Below are 14,278 nucleotides of genomic sequence, written 5' to 3' on the forward strand. Positions count from 1 at the left end.
AGGAAGACAACTGCGCGAGGGCATCTATGTCGACCACGTTTGATGTCTATTCCGGAACTGCGGAAACTCCGAAATTTGGCGAGCTGATCGAACTGGCTTCGACGCGACTTGCGGAGCGACTCCGCCGTCATGGCATTGATGTACGTCCTGAACTGAGAGTCGAGGTGAGACATCACAGAAGCCACGAGGAGGTACCAATCACGCCCGACGACGAGATGACCTGGCAAAGAGGCCAGTACGGCTGGTTTCATGTTCCAGGGGTGCTGGGTGGGACCGACGTCAGCTACAGGAAAGTCGAAGAGATTGACTGGACGATGTGGCGCGAATTGCTCGAAACGAATGAGCGAGCAAGGACCGAACGATCTCGCATCGAATCTTGCTTGGCCAAAGGGCACTACTGGTCCTTTCGACGCAGCGTTGGCCAGCCTGCAATCATCAATCTCGCCTACGGAATCATCGCCGCCTCGCTGGCTGAATTGACTGACGGAATCATCTATTCGGACGACTCGGCATGGGACTACGACCGATTTCCGGCCATAGCCGCTGACTTCTATGAGTGGTACTTCAATCCCGAGATGACACCAGACCCCGATCACGCAGACTGGGCGAGGACTTGTCTTCTGACTATTGCGAGCGATCAACGGCTCTGAGGGGCCTCAAAGCAGTTGCGGACGGGACCATGACTTGGTCCCGTTCGGTCTTCTAGAGAACAAGGCTGGGGCAATTGAACTCGCTGCATAGCAGCGGCTATTTTCCCGGCTCGGGATCGGATTCGTGAGTGGGTTGCTGCTGCTCCTTGGAGCGCAACTCTTGGACGATGCGTTTAAGTGACTTGGTGGCCTCCCTGATATCGCCCCAGTCTGGCATTCCTCTGCCGTGTACTGTCTTGTTTCGCAAAGCCGAAATGCGTTCAATTTCTCTATTGTTTTGGTCGCTTAGGAAGCGTTTGATGGCCACCCTACCGGACTCCTTCCCCGTGCCCGACGAGCCTGCACGTTCAATGGCAACCTTTTCGAACTCGATCCATTCCTGCAAGAAGGCGTGGAGGACGCCGCTCGCTAGCACCTCCTTGGAGCGATCGGTAGCATTTGAGAGTTCCGTGATGCGCTTGCCTCGAATCTCCGCATATACAGAGTATCGATTTTCGTCGGCAGCTAGCACCAAATCGACGATCTGATCGGCGATGGAGCGCTTCTCGACGTCAGCGTGCAGGCTTGTTATGAGACTTTGAATGTAGTCTTGCGAGTTCAGACTCAATCGAACTAGGAGTTCGTAGAGCAAATCTACGTGGCCCAATGCCGATTGGTTATCCGCCGTCTTGAGAACGGGCCCCATGGATTTCAGCAGGTAGGCGGCAAGGTCATAGTGACTCTCGAAAGCGGCTCCTGCCTGAGTTACGCGTGTTTCACTCGCTCGCTGCAGGCGTTCCAATGCGATCTCGCCTGCCATTACTAGCCCGTTGAGTTCATCAAGAATCGCGTATTCGTCCTCAGACAATGTGCCTTGGAGCGGCTTGTAGATCAGGTCATGTTCGACTTCAGACCAAGCGTGCATCAAAACGGATGCAACTTGAATCTCGACTAGTGCCTTTGCATACCGCTTCTGAGGCTCTTGAAGATCACTTTCTCTGAGACGAATGCGGTAGTGCTGAGCTCGATAGCCATCAAACCGCTTGTTGAAGGGGCGTGGACTGCTTCCCTCGTTGAGCGGGAACTTCCTGACTTCGCTGGACATATCGAAGTTCGCACGAATGGCCTTGTCCACCTCTTCGACACTTCCTGGAAAGTACAACGCGACGCGAACACCAGCCAAATCGACAATATCGTCGTAGATCTGTTCGTCGTTCGCGTACGGCGACTTTGCTTGATTGCGCTGACGAAGCTTCGCCTCCAAACGCTCAGGTCGCTTGGCCCGATAGGTCACCATCGCGCGGATCCCACTAGAAGACAGTGCGCTTTCCAATTGCGCATGGACCAATTTGGCCGCGAATTCGAAATAGTCGTACTCGCGCCTGTAGCGTCCGACGAACTGAGATATCAAGTCTGACAATTCCCCCTCCGTTTGCTCTTACGCGCCTAGCGCCGATGGACTCTGCCCTGACTTTCTCCCAGGCTACGAATGAATCGCACCTCGTTAACGATCTTGACTGAATATAACTAATGGCGGACTATAACGAATCCGCGTATGAACGCGAGCAATCGAGTGAGGGTTACATGTCTGGATCCGGTGGGGGTGGGGGTGGCGGCTTCTTTGACGGCAATAGCACGCCTTGCGAGAGATTGATTTTTGATGCTCAACTCAGCTCTCCGAAAGAAGCTGTCGTTGCTCTGCTCCAAGAGCAAGACATCCTTCCTATCGAAATGCTATCCATAGGGACAACCTCTGTTGTCGCCGTGTTGTACAAGGACCAGATTGCGGGAGGTATTGCGTCTCCTGCGGTTCAACGTTTGCGCCAATGCATGACTGAGGGCTACAAATTCAAGGCATTGGTCATATCAAAAAATGACGGTCAAGTTCGCCTTCGCGTAAGTGGCGCGTAACCCGATTCGCTGAGGCATATATATGACTGACCCACTTGTAGTGGTCGGCGGGGTTTACGAAGAGCGTTGCCTCCATCCGAGCTGGCAGCAGTACTACGGTTCTGGAGGGCGTGCCGCGTCCGCGATTGCAAAGATGGGCGCGCAGGTAAAGCTGTATACCCGTTTGGACCCGGCGGGCAGACAGGAACTCGAGGAGCGAGCTGCGCTTGAGAACTTCACGTTCCATGCGGAGCATATGGAAGATCCAGTCCGATTCGAGTATCACCATCCTCTTGAGACGCCGCGTATAGAGGGCGCCTATCCAAAGCAATCGTCATTGCATGTCGAAGCTGAAGCAGTAGTGCAGTTTGGAATGATCGAAGGCGATGCAGTGGTTAAAGCAGACCGGGTCGTGTACGACCCTCAGAATGCCGAAGAAACGCAGCACTTTGTCGCAAACGGTTCCCAAGCTAGAGAATTGGCTCTGATCCTTAATCGTCGAGAGGCAAGACAACTTAGTGGAATGACCGTGTCCGCTACGGCTGATGAAATGGCCAAAAAGCTTCTCCAAGACACTGGTGCACGGGTAGTGGTCATCAAAGAGGGACCTCTTGGAGCTTATGTGTTAGCGGATAAGACAGACATGCGCATACCTGCTTATCGGTCTCGCAAAGTGTGGAAGATCGGCTCAGGGGACAACTTCGTCGCCCACTTTGGATACCAGTGGCTGGTCCAGCGAGAACCTGCGGCTAAATGCGTGGAGCTTGCCGCCCGGGCCACTGCATACTATTGTCAGGCGCAAGAATTCGTTTCACCTAGCATCCTCGCCAAGTTCAAGCCTGAGGAAATCAACGTGAAGGAATCTATTATCAAGGGGCGCCACCAACCCAATATCTACCTTGCCGGGCCCTTCTTTACGCTCAACCAGCTTTGGATGGTCAAACAGGCACGTGCGGATCTGCGCGGCCTTGGTCTGGAAGTTTTTTCGCCTGTCCACGATGTAGGCCACGGAACGGCCGAGGAGGTCGTTGAGCCCGACTTGGAAGCCATCAAGGCTGCTGACGTTGTCTTTGCCATCGTAGACGGGATGGACCCCGGTACCGTTTATGAGATCGGGTACGCAAAGGCTCTAAATAAGCCGGTCGTGGTGTATTCGGAGAATGAGACGGACGACAACCTCACCATGATGGTGGGATCGGGATGCATCATCCGAAATGATTACGCGACCGCAATCTACGAAACTGTTTGGGAAGCTGTTCGGAAATGAGGACGGCCCTCTTGCTATCGGGTGGCATGGACTCACTCAGTATTGCTTGGTGGAAGCGTCCGGACCTCGCAATCACGATTGATTATGGCCAGCTTCCTGCGGACGCGGAGGTGGCTGCAGCCATTGCAGTCTGTAAGCGCCTGAATATCGAGCACCATGTGGTCCGCATCGACTGCCGCAGCTTGGGGTCCGGCGATATGGCGGGACAGATGGCTAGCGAGCACGCACCTGCGAGCGACTGGTGGCCTTATCGCAACCAGATGCTGCTTACTTTTGCAGCCATGAAGGCTATGTCGCTGAACGCACAGGTGCTCTACATCGGGACCGTTCGCTCTGACTCTTCTCACTTGGATGGCACTCCGAATTTCGTTGAAGCCATCGACCGCCTTGTATCGATGCAAGAAGGTGGCCTGCGCATCGAGGCACCAGCAATTACGTATAGCACGGAGGAACTAGTGCGCGTTGCTAAGGTTCCGGATCACTTTCTCGCTTGGGCGCATAGCTGTCATGTAGCGAATGTTGCTTGCGGTAGCTGCCGCGGCTGCAACAAGTATCTCGATGTGCTCCATGCACTCCGAGCCTAAAACACATTGGCCTGCTCTTGGACGACCACGTCCGAAGGATGTCTATCGACCATACTCGCCCATCGTTTGGCCTCAAACGAGTGTGGTCGCCCTTCCTTGGGCGATCGTGGGAGGAGACGTAGATATGAAGACAGTCTTGGCTTCTCGACGCACCAAGCGCGCCTTCGGCCCACTTCCTCGCGAGTCCCTGGCGTCGCTACTTTACGCTGTGCAGATCGTGACGGAGGTTGGTTCCAGTGAGCTGGGCTTTCCCATATCGTTTCGTGCCGCGCCTTCGGCAGGAGCCATTCATCCTGTCCACCTGATTGTTTCCAGCCCTGATTTGGCTGGTTGGCATCGATATGATCCCTTTCAGCACGCCCTAGTAGGGATCGTCTCATCAGTCGATCCCGCCGAGGTCCGGCAGCACGTTGACGTTGCTGTTCCTTGCCAACAGGGCACGCTCATCATGCTGGTTGCTGAGCCTGCCATGACTAGTGCTAAGTACGAAGATGCGGCCAGCCTAGTCTGGCGTGACGCAGGCATCTTGCAGGGTTACCTGTCATTGGCGGCGCAGGCGCTTAAGCTGAACTTCTGTCTGCTAGGAGCCACAGGAGAGCCGTGGGCCAGTCGTCTGGTCGATAAGCCGGGCTTGTATGGGGTGGGCATGGCTCTAGTGGGCGGTCTCTGATCTTCAGGCTAAGTTCCTGTTGAAGCTGTCCGGCTTACCCTAGATTAAGCTTTTCCCGCAAGGCCCTCCGCGCTTCTTGGTGCGCGCGCCGAACGGCGATCACGACGTTGTGCTGATCCGTGAAGACTTGGACCGCTGGGTTTGCCAGCAATCAGATCGAAGCGCGCTAGAAGCTCGATTCCTCACGCTCGGTGCGCAAGGTCGCTATCGCGTGTTGCCAAGGAACGCCGCTGCGCAATTGAGATCGAGTTGCGCGACGCCAACGCGCTCGCACTGGCACAGACCGCGCGGCACAGGCGATTGCGAACCATCACGGCGAAAGCTTGGAGGTTGGCCAAGCCGAGCAACTCAGCAGCCCGACGCAAAGGACCGGCGTAGTTCAACAGGGCACGCCAACTCCGCCGGCCCTCTCAACCCAACCCTCAATACCCCCGCCCCGGATCAACCACATCCATCGGCTCTTCCCCCTCCGCCACACGCAAGATATTCGCCGCGATCTGCCGCGCAGACGAAGAGGGAATCGCAACCGAAGCCAGATGCGGCGTGATCAGCACCTGAGGCATTCCCCACAGCGGATCATCGGAAGGCAGCGGCTCACGCTCGAACACATCCAGCGTCGCGCTGCCGATATGCCCGCTCTGCAGCAGCGCAGTCAGCGCAGCCTGATCGACCAGCGCCCCGCGGGCCACGTTCACGAAGGCGGCGCCTGGCCGCAGGCGCTCCAGCCGTGCGCGGTCGAAAAGGCCTTTGGTCTGCGGCGTGAGCGGCAGCATCAGCACGACGATGTCGGCCTGGCCGAGCACGGTGTCCAGCGTCTCCATACCCGAGAAGCATTCCACGCCTTCGATCAACCGCTGGCTGCGTGACCAGCCCAGCGTTCTGAAGCCCTGGCGCTGCACTTCGGTCGCGGCCATGGCGCCGAGGTGGCCCAGGCCGAGCACGGCCACCGAGATTTCCTCGGGCGAGCGCGGGTGGCGGTAGGCCCATTCGCCGCGCCGTTGGGCCTGCTCGAAGTGGGGAATGTCGCGCGCATGGCGCAGCACGGCGAAGAGCACGTAGCCGGCCATCATGCGAGACATGTTCGGATCGGTGATGCGCGTGATGGGGATGCCCGCCGGCAGGTCGCTGCGCGAGACCAGCGCGTCGACGCCGGCGCCGAGGTTGACGATGAGCCGCAGGTTCGGCATCTGCTGGAAGAAGCCCTCGGGCGGCTTCCAGACCATCGCGTAGTGCACGTCCTCGGGCCGCTCTAGGGCGCTGGAATGGACCACCTGCAGGTCGGGCAGCTGCGCCTGCAGTGCCTTCTGCCAGGCGCCGAAATCGTCGAAGTCGCTGTAGAAGACCAGGGTGCCGAGGCGTTGCTGTGCCATCTTCAGGCGCTCTTCTGCTGCTGTTCGTTGGCGCTGCGAACCAGCCGGGCCACGGCCTCGATCGCGAACTCGTAGCCGTCGCCGCCCAGGCCCGCGATCACGCCATGGGCCGCCTTGGAGATGAAGGAGTGGTGGCGGAAGGGCTCGCGCTTCCAGATGTTGCTCATGTGGGCTTCGATGATCTTGCCGGGGAAGGCCAGCAGTGCATCGAGGATGGCGATGGAGGTGTAGGTGAGGCCGGCCGCGTTGATGACGATGCCGTCGGCCACGCCGCGCGCCTCCTGGATCCAGTCGATCAACCGGCCTTCGTGGTTGCTCTGCAGAAAGCGCAAGCTCACGCCCAGCGACGCGGCCTTCTGCTCGCAGCGCGACTGCAGCACCGGAAAGCTGTCGCTGCCGTAGGTCTTGTTGGCATCCAGGCCATAGAGGTTGGCGTTGGGCCCGTTGAGGAACCAGACCGTAAGGGGAGGGAGCGTGGTGGTGTTGCTCATCATGGATTTGCTCTCAGGCTTCGTGGGGAAGGGTGGCCTGCATGGCGGGCAGCTGCGCGAACTCGGCATACCAGCGAGTTGCGGCGGGATGGCCGGCGCGCCAGTCCAGTTCAGGAAAACGGAAGTCGAGGTAGCCCAGGCCGCAGCCGACGGCGACTTCGCCAATGGTGGGGTCGGCCGTTGCCAGCTCCGGCGCGATGGTCTCGATGGTGCCCAGGCAGGCCGTGACTTTGGTCAGCAGCGCCTGGCGCCAGACGGGCCACTGCATTTCGGTGGGCCGTGCGGTGAGTTCGTAGCGCGCAAGCAGCGCGGCGTCGAGCAGGCCGTCGCCCATGGACTGTCGCGTGAGCGCCTTCCAGCGCGAGGGTCCGGCTGGCGGAAAGATGCCGGCGCTGCCCAGGCTGTCGATGTACTCGCAGATCACGCGGCTGTCGTAGAGCGACTCTCCGTCGTCCAGGATCAGCGTCGGCACCTTGGCCAGCGGGTTGTGTGCCGCGATGCGGCTGTCGCGGCGCACCGGATGCGCGGCGCTGTCGAGCCACTCGATGCGTTCGGCCTGGCCGCTCAGGTGGGCGCAGACCATGACCTTGCGCACGAAGGGCGAGGTGGGGGCGTAGAGCAGTCGCATGATGCTCAAGGCTCCAGGACGAGTTTGCCGAACACCTGGCCGCTTTCCAGCAGTGCATGAGCCTGTGCGGCTTGTGCCAGCGGCAGCCGCGCGTGCAGGCGCGGCGCGATGCGTCCGCTGGCGAGCAGCGGCAGCACATGGCGCGCAATGGCCTGCGCCATGCGTGCCTTCTCGGCATGCGTCTGCGGGCGCATGGTGGACGAATGCAGGCTCAGCTGTCGCTGCATCAGCGTGAGCAGTTCGACCGTGACGGCGGAGCCCTGCATGAATGAAAGGCTCACGTGCCGGCCGCCGAAGGCCATGGCCTGCAGGTTGCGGCGCACGTAGTCGCCGCCGACGATGTCGAGCACCACGTTCACGCCGCGCCCGCCGGTGAAGTCGAGGCAGGCCTGCACGAAGTCGGTGGTGGGCCAGGAGACTGCTAGGTTGGCGCCCATGGCTTTGAGTTCTGCGAAGCGGGCCTCGTCGCTCGCGGTCGCAATGACGGTGCAGCCGGCCGCATGCGCCATCTGCACTGCCAGCGAGCCGATGCCGCCCGTGGCGCCGTGGATCAGCACGGTCTCGCCCATCGCCAGCCGGCCCAGCTCGAAGAGGTTGTGCCAGACGGTGAAGAGCCCCTCCGGCAGAGCCGCGGCCTCGGCGTCGGACAGCCGCGTCGGCACTGCGAACGAATGGTCCACCGCGGCCACGCACCAGGGCGCATAGCCGCCGCCGGGCACGAGCGCCATGCGCCGCGTGCCGCGCAGCGCGGTGTCGACGCCCGGGCCGCAGGCGACGACCTCGCCGCAGACCTCCAGGCCCAGCACGTCGGTGACGCCGGGCGCGGGCCTGGCGATGCCCTGGCGCTGCATGATGTCGGGCCGGTTGATGCCGGCGGCCAGCACGCGCAGCAGCACCTCGCCGGGGCCGGGTTGCGGCACGGGCCGCTCGGCGAACACGAGCACGCCGGCATCGCCCGGTTCTCGGGCCATGATGGCCTGCATGGAGGAGGGCAGGGCTTCGGTCACCGCTTCAGTCATGGGGCTCACGGCACTCATGGCTGCGGGCTGAAGACGCTCACGCCTTCAGGAGCCAGCGCCAGTCCTGCGACCGAGCCGACCGGCCATTGCCGCATGGCCGTGAGGCCGGGGCTGCGCACGGTGACGATCTGGCGTGCCGTCATCGGCAGGTCCACGTCGACGAAGGTGTTGATGTGGTCGCCCTGGAATACGTGGTTGACCACGGTGCCGCTCAGCGTCGAGGCCGGGTGCAGGTTCTCCAGTCGCAGGTGCTCGGGCCGCACATAGACGTCGAGCCGCTCGCCCTCGTGCGAGGCATGCACGAGCCGGTCCTGCGAGAGGCTGATGAGCCCCGAGCCCAGGCGCAGCTGCACGTCGCCCGCGCCCTTGCCGTGGTAGTGGGCCGGCAGGATGTTCACGTCGCCCAGGAAGGACGCGACGAAAGGGTCCTGCGGGCTCTGGTAGAGCTCGGCCGGAGGCGCGATCTGGCGGATCACGCCCGCCGACATCACCGCGATGCGGTCGGACATGGCCAGCGCCTCGCCCTGGTCGTGCGTGACGAACACGGTGGTCAGGCCCAGGCGGCGCTGGATCTCGCGGATCTCCACCTGCATGGAGCCGCGCAGGCTCTTGTCGAGGGCGGAGAAGGGTTCGTCGAGCAACAGCACCTTGGGCTGGATGACGAGCGCGCGCGCCAGTGCCACGCGCTGCTGCTGGCCGCCAGAGAGTTCGCGCGGCTTGCGGTGGCCCAGGCCGTCGAGCTTGACCATGGCCATGGCCTCGCGGATGCGCCTGGCCGCTTCGTCCGTGGGCACGCCCTGCATGTGCAGGCCGTAGCCGATGTTGCGCTCCACCGTCATGTGCGGGAACAGCGCGTAGTTCTGGAACACCAGGCCGATCTTGCGCAGGTGCGGCGGGTCGCTGGTGACGGGTCGGCCTTCGATGAAGACCTCGCCGCTGTCGGCTTCGGCAAAGCCTGCGATGAGGTTTAGCAGCGTGGTCTTGCCGCAGCCCGAGGGCCCCAGCAAAGTGAGGAACTCGCCGCGCCGGATCTTCAGCGAGACATCGCGCAGCACGGTCTGGTCGTGGTACTTCTTGACCACGCCTTCGATGCTGACGGCCACGTCGGACACATTGGCCATGTTGGCCGCATTGGCCGCAGCAGGGCCGTGCTCGGAAGGGACAGGATTCATGGCCGAAACGATAAGCCCATCGGCTGCCATCGGGCCTTTGCAGATATTGAGGCTGCCCCTCGGAAAAAACGAAACAGGCGATTTCTACAGCGTGAGCGCAGCGCCTTCGCAGCGTGGCGGCCGCGCTTCGCTTTTTCCTAAGCCTTGCGTCTGAAAAACATGATTTTCAAACGCGGTGCCCTTCATCAGACTCGCCCCCCAATCGGTGCTTGGCAGTGCCGGCCCGCCCGGCCGAAAGCGCCGGCGGCGATCATCCTGAGGAACATCAAATGTCAGTGGAGTCAGTGGAGAAAATCAACACCCTCGTGGTCGGCGCAGGCCAGGCCGGCATCGCGATGAGCGAGCATCTGGCGACCATGGGTGTTTCGCACCTCGTGCTCGAACGCAATCGCATCGCGGAGCGCTGGCGTTCGGAGCGCTGGGATTCGCTGGTCGCCAACGGCCCGGCCTGGCACGACCGCTTTCCGGGGCTGAAGTTCGAGGGCATCTCGCCCGAAGCCTTTCCGCCCAAGGAGCGCATGGCCCAGTACTTCGAGGACTATGCGGCCATGCTGAAGGCACCCGTGCGCACAGGCGTGGAGGTCGAGCGCGTGGAGCGACATGTCGGCCGCCCGGGCTTCAAGGTGACGACTTCTCAAGGCGTGATCGAGGCGATGAACGTGGTCGCGGCCACGGGGCCGTTCCAGATACCGGCCTATCCCGCCATCGTGCCGGCCGATGCGCCGGTCGCGCAGCTGCACTCGTCGGCATACAAGAACCCGGGCCAGCTGGCCGATGGTGCGGTGCTGGTGGTGGGGGCGGGCGCTTCGGGCTCGCAGATCGCCGAAGAGCTGCGACAGGCCGGCCGCAAGGTGTATCTCTCGGTGGGCGAGCATTACCGTCCGCCGCGCTCCTACCGCGGGCGCGACTACTGCTGGTGGCTGGGCGCGCTCGGCCTGTGGGACGAGGTGCGCATCAAGCCCAAGAAGAAGCACGTGGCCTTTGCCGTGAGCGGCTACGAGGGCGGCCGCACGGTGGACTTCCGGCGCCTTGCGCATGCGGGCATCGAACTGGTGGGCCTGACCGACTCCTACGAGAACGGCGTGATGCGCTTCGCCGAAGGCCTGGCCCGCAACGTGGCGGAGGGCGACCAGGCCTACTTCGACGTGCTGCGCGAAGCCGACGCGTACATCGAGCAGAACGGCCTGCCGTTTCCGCCCGAGCCCGAGGCCTGGGAGCTGCTGCCCGACCCCGCATGCCTGACCGAGCCCACGCTGAGCCTGGACCTGCGCGAGGCCGGCATCACCACCGTGCTGTGGGCCACGGGCTTCAAGTTCGACTACAGCTGGCTGCAGGTCAATGCCTTCCACGAGAACGGCGAGCCGTATCACAAGCGTGGCATCTCGGCCGAGAGCGGCATCTACTTCCTGGGGCTGCCGAACCTGGTGAACCGCGCCTCGTCGTTCATCTATGGCGTGTGGCACGACGCCAAGTACATCGCCGACCACATCCTTTTGCAGCAGGGCTACATGTCCTACGAAAAGAGCTGAGCGCGCGGGCTGCACAAATGTTGCATCAATGAGAAGGCCGCCGGATCCTGCGATCCGGCGGCCTCTGTCATTCAGCGCGTCGTGGGCCGCAGCATCGTGCGGCGTGGCTGATCTATCCAGTCAGTGGCAGAGGAAGTCGACGAGCCCGGCCAGCATGCGGTCGCAGGCCTGCAGCTGCGACAGCTCCACGTATTCGTCGGCCTTGTGCGCCACGGTGATGCTGCCGGGTCCGCACACCAGCACGGGCGTCTGCTGCCAGCTCTGCTTGAACAGGCCGCCCTCGCTGCCGTAGTCGACCTTGGTGGTGGGCGTGCCCTCGGGCAGCAGAGCGCGCAGCAGGCCGATGGCGGGCGCGTCTTCCGGCGTTGAAAGGCTGGGGTAGCTGTTCTGCAGCGTGACCTCGGGCAGCGGTGCGTCGGCATGCTGGGCCTCGCGCTTCACGCGTGCGGCCAGGTTCTGCAGGATGCGTTCGAGGATCTGCGCCGGCTCGTCCTGCGCGACGTTGCGGATCTCGAAGTTCAGCGTGCACTCGCTGGGCACGATGTTGAGCGCGCGCCCGCCCTGGATGGTGCCGACGTGCACGGTGGAGTAGGGCACGCCGTAGCCTTCTTCGCGTGGGCCGCTCTCGGCCAGCTCGCGCTGCACCTCGCGCGCCGAGGCCACGAGGTCGCTGGCCATGTGGATGGCATTGACGAACTGCGGCGCCAGGCCCGAGTGCCCGGCCTGGCCGCAGCAGACCGCGCGGTAGGCGGCCTTGCCCTTGTGGCCGGTGCCGATGCGCATCAGCGTGGGCTCGCCGACGATGCAAAGGTACGGCGCCGGAAGATGGCCTTCGAGCCGGCGCAGCAGGTGGCGCACGCCGACGCAGCCGATCTCCTCGTCGAAGGACAACGCCAGCTGCAGCGGCCTTTTCAGCGGCCGTTCGGCGGCAGCCACCATGGCGGTGACCGCGCAGGCGACGAAGCCCTTCATGTCGGCCGCGCCGCGCCCGTAGATGCGGCCGTCCCTGTGCGTGGCCTCGAAGGGCGGCGAGGTCCAGGGCTGCCCTTCCACGGGCACCACGTCGGTGTGGCCCGACAGCAGCACGCCGCGCACACCCTCGGGGCCGACCGAGGCGAAGAGGTTGGTGCGGCGCGGGTCCTCGGGGTCCGGCGCGCGCGTGGAGGCGATGCCAGCGGCCGACAAAATTTCCTGCACCGCGGCGATGAGCCCGTCGTTGGGGTGGAGCGAAACGGAGGGAAAGGCGATCAGCGTCTCCAGCAGACGGACGCTGGCGGAAGGTTCAGGGGTCATGGTTTTTGCGCAGGTGGCGCCTCGGACGCTTCCGGCGCCACGGGATGGGGATCGAAGAAGCTGGCCGCGCTCATGCCCGGGATGTACTGGTCGGAGATGTAGGCGCGGCATCGGTCCATGAAGGCCTGGGTCAGCCGCGACTGCTTCATGGGCTTGTAGGTGGCCAGCCCCAGGAGCATGGGGCGGTTCTTGCCGGCCAGGCGCACGCGCACCATGCGCTTGCCGTCCAGCGACAGGTTGGACTTGGGCCGCACGTTGAACAGCGCATAGCCGATGCCGTTGGCGGCCATGGAACGCACCACCTCTTCCGAACGCGAACGCGCCACGATGTTGGGCGCGAGGCCGACGCTGGCGAACAGCGATGTGAAGTAGTCGCGGCTCATGGGCAGATCGAGCAGCACGAAGGGCTGCGGGGCGAGCTCCTCGAAGGTGACCGCCTTCTGCTGCGCGAGCGGGTGCAGTTCGCTCACCAGCACGTAGGGCGGCAGCGTGGCGAGGCTTTCGAACTCGATGTCGTCGTCCAGGCGCAGGTCGTAGGTGAGGGCCACGTCGATCTCGAGCGACCGCAGCTTGTTCATGAGCACTTCCTGGTCGCCCTCCACCATCTGCATCTCGACGCGCTCGAAGGCACGCGCGAAGCGGAAGATGACCTCCGGCGCGATCATGGCCGTGAGCGACTGGAAGCTGCCCACGCGCAGCGGGCCCTGCATCACGTCGCCGGTGTCGGAGGCGATCTCGTACAGGCGCGAGGAGCGTTCGAGCACGTCCTGGCACTGGTTCAGCACCAGCGTGCCGATGGCCGTGAGCCCCAGCCCCTTGGAAGGGTGGCGCACGAACAGCTGGACGTTGAGTTCGCTCTCGATGTGGGCGATGGCCGCGGAGATCGAAGGGGAGGAGATGTGGATCTGCGCGGAGGCCGCGGCGATGCTGCCGTGCTTGGCCGTCGCGACGAAGTACTCCATCTGGCGCAGGGAGACGCGGTTGAGCATGTCGGTACAGGAAGGCGCGCCACGCGCGGCGCGAAAGCGAGCGCGCCAGTTTAGCGACACCCCTGCGTCAGAGATTGCCGGGCACACCGAAGCTGGGGGCTGCGCGCGGGTCCAGCGCCCGCGTGATGTAGGCCTCCTGCTGCGGCGCGTAGACCTGCCAGGTGGCGTACAGCGCCTGCACGGGGTCGGATTCGACCCAGTCCAGCCGCAGGTCGACCACGGGCCAGTTCTGCGTGCCGTAGACCAGCAATCCTGCTGAATGCACGGGGCCTTCCTCGCCGCCGGCCGCCTGGCCGGCGAGCATGGCCTGCATCAGTCGCTCCGCCAGCGCGCCCTCGGCTTTCTCGAAGGCCGCCAGCATGGCCGACGGCACCTCGCGGCTGTGCAGCATGTTGCCGGCGCAGGCCGCGTGCGTGCCCACCACGCTTGCCAGGGTACCCAGCGCGTTGGCGCCGGTGAACACCACCGGCGGGTTGTGCGCGTCGATGGCCATGAGCTGGCGGTAGTCGATGAAGGGGCGTTGCTGCTGCAGCTGCGCCACGGCCTGCGCGGGCGTGTTGCCGGCGGCCATCAGGTCGAGCAGCAGCGGGCCCAGGTCGGGGTCGGTGATGTTCTGGCTGGCGGCGGCGCCCACGCCCCGGCGGCCGCGCACGCAGCGCGACGCCACGGCAGGCGAAGAAGAGGCCACGGCCGCACCGAACTGGCCGGTGGCGGGACAGCGCGCAACGATGGAGAAGGTCATGGCGT

At 63.3% G+C, this 14,278-nt stretch carries 15 protein-coding genes; 6 read left to right on the plus strand and 9 right to left on the minus strand.

Annotation, left to right across the window (positions count from 1 at the left end; genetic code table 11):
- Positions 1 to 26 precede the first annotated feature (26 nt).
- Positions 27 to 650 carry a hypothetical protein gene (locus ACAM57_RS07310; RefSeq protein ID WP_369661156.1) on the plus strand — a complete coding sequence of 208 codons (624 nt, stop codon included), beginning with the start codon at positions 27 to 29 and terminating at the stop codon, positions 648 to 650.
- A 97-nt stretch (positions 651 to 747) separates the two neighbouring features.
- Here ACAM57_RS07310 and ACAM57_RS07315 read toward each other — a convergent pair whose 3' ends face one another.
- The gene (locus tag ACAM57_RS07315) at positions 748 to 2,049 is read right to left on the minus strand and encodes a GTP pyrophosphokinase family protein (protein WP_369661157.1); all 1,302 of its coding nucleotides are present in this window, start codon (positions 2,047 to 2,049) and stop codon (positions 748 to 750) included.
- 110 nt (positions 2,050 to 2,159) lie between these two features.
- Between ACAM57_RS07315 and ACAM57_RS07320 the strand changes: the two genes are divergently transcribed.
- The 4 genes from ACAM57_RS07320 (at position 2,160) to ACAM57_RS07335 (ending at position 5,040) form a co-directional block, all read left to right on the plus strand.
- Positions 2,160 to 2,540, plus strand: coding sequence for a hypothetical protein (locus ACAM57_RS07320; protein WP_369661158.1), 381 nt, complete (start codon positions 2,160 to 2,162; stop codon positions 2,538 to 2,540).
- Positions 2,541 to 2,562: 22 nt separating this feature from the next.
- On the plus strand, positions 2,563 to 3,786 hold the full coding sequence (locus ACAM57_RS07325) for a PfkB family carbohydrate kinase (protein WP_369661159.1): 1,224 nt from the start codon (positions 2,563 to 2,565) through the stop codon (positions 3,784 to 3,786).
- Positions 3,783 to 4,370 (plus strand): 7-cyano-7-deazaguanine synthase, encoded by a 588-nt coding sequence (locus ACAM57_RS07330; RefSeq protein WP_369661160.1) that lies wholly within the window; start codon positions 3,783 to 3,785, stop codon positions 4,368 to 4,370. The genes ACAM57_RS07325 and ACAM57_RS07330 overlap by 4 nt, the downstream gene beginning before the upstream one ends.
- A gap of 124 nt (positions 4,371 to 4,494) precedes the next feature.
- Complete coding sequence (locus ACAM57_RS07335) at positions 4,495 to 5,040, plus strand: nitroreductase family protein (protein WP_369661161.1); 546 nt, start codon at positions 4,495 to 4,497, stop codon at positions 5,038 to 5,040.
- Between the two features lie 422 nt (positions 5,041 to 5,462).
- Here the strand turns inward: ACAM57_RS07335 and ACAM57_RS07340 are convergent, their stop codons facing one another.
- Genes ACAM57_RS07340 through ACAM57_RS07360 form a run of 5 tightly spaced genes read right to left on the minus strand, consistent with a single transcriptional unit; the run spans position 5,463 to position 9,720 of the window.
- Positions 5,463 to 6,410 (minus strand): 2-hydroxyacid dehydrogenase, encoded by a 948-nt coding sequence (locus ACAM57_RS07340; protein WP_369661162.1) that lies wholly within the window; start codon positions 6,408 to 6,410, stop codon positions 5,463 to 5,465.
- Between the two features lie 2 nt (positions 6,411 to 6,412).
- On the minus strand, positions 6,413 to 6,901 hold the full coding sequence (locus ACAM57_RS07345; RefSeq protein WP_369662412.1) for a type II 3-dehydroquinate dehydratase: 489 nt from the start codon (positions 6,899 to 6,901) through the stop codon (positions 6,413 to 6,415).
- Between the two features lie 13 nt (positions 6,902 to 6,914).
- Positions 6,915 to 7,529: a glutathione S-transferase gene (locus ACAM57_RS07350; RefSeq protein ID WP_369661163.1), complete on the minus strand. Its 615-nt coding sequence runs from the start codon at positions 7,527 to 7,529 to the stop codon at positions 6,915 to 6,917.
- A gap of 5 nt (positions 7,530 to 7,534) precedes the next feature.
- Positions 7,535 to 8,548, minus strand: a complete 1,014-nt coding sequence (locus tag ACAM57_RS07355; RefSeq protein ID WP_369662413.1) for an NAD(P)H-quinone oxidoreductase — start codon at positions 8,546 to 8,548, stop codon at positions 7,535 to 7,537.
- 14 nt (positions 8,549 to 8,562) lie between these two features.
- Positions 8,563 to 9,720: an ABC transporter ATP-binding protein gene (locus ACAM57_RS07360; protein ID WP_369661164.1), complete on the minus strand. Its 1,158-nt coding sequence runs from the start codon at positions 9,718 to 9,720 to the stop codon at positions 8,563 to 8,565.
- A 269-nt stretch (positions 9,721 to 9,989) separates the two neighbouring features.
- On the opposite strand from ACAM57_RS07360, the gene ACAM57_RS07365 reads away from it, so the two are divergent.
- Positions 9,990 to 11,249: a flavin-containing monooxygenase gene (locus ACAM57_RS07365; RefSeq protein ID WP_369661165.1), complete on the plus strand. Its 1,260-nt coding sequence runs from the start codon at positions 9,990 to 9,992 to the stop codon at positions 11,247 to 11,249.
- Between the two features lie 120 nt (positions 11,250 to 11,369).
- Here ACAM57_RS07365 and argE read toward each other — a convergent pair whose 3' ends face one another.
- The 3 genes from argE to ACAM57_RS07380 form a co-directional block, all read right to left on the minus strand.
- On the minus strand, positions 11,370 to 12,542 hold the full coding sequence (gene argE, locus ACAM57_RS07370; RefSeq protein WP_369661166.1) for an acetylornithine deacetylase: 1,173 nt from the start codon (positions 12,540 to 12,542) through the stop codon (positions 11,370 to 11,372).
- Positions 12,539 to 13,531, minus strand: coding sequence for a LysR family transcriptional regulator (locus ACAM57_RS07375; RefSeq protein WP_369661167.1), 993 nt, complete (start codon positions 13,529 to 13,531; stop codon positions 12,539 to 12,541). The genes argE and ACAM57_RS07375 overlap by 4 nt, the downstream gene beginning before the upstream one ends.
- Before the next feature lie 67 nt (positions 13,532 to 13,598).
- Complete coding sequence (locus tag ACAM57_RS07380) at positions 13,599 to 14,273, minus strand: DUF1028 domain-containing protein (RefSeq protein ID WP_369661168.1); 675 nt, start codon at positions 14,271 to 14,273, stop codon at positions 13,599 to 13,601.
- Between the last annotated feature and the right edge of the window lie 5 nt (positions 14,274 to 14,278).

Source organism: Variovorax sp. V15 (genome assembly GCF_041154425.1).
In the GTDB taxonomy this organism is placed as follows: domain Bacteria; phylum Pseudomonadota; class Gammaproteobacteria; order Burkholderiales; family Burkholderiaceae_C; genus Variovorax; species Variovorax guangxiensis.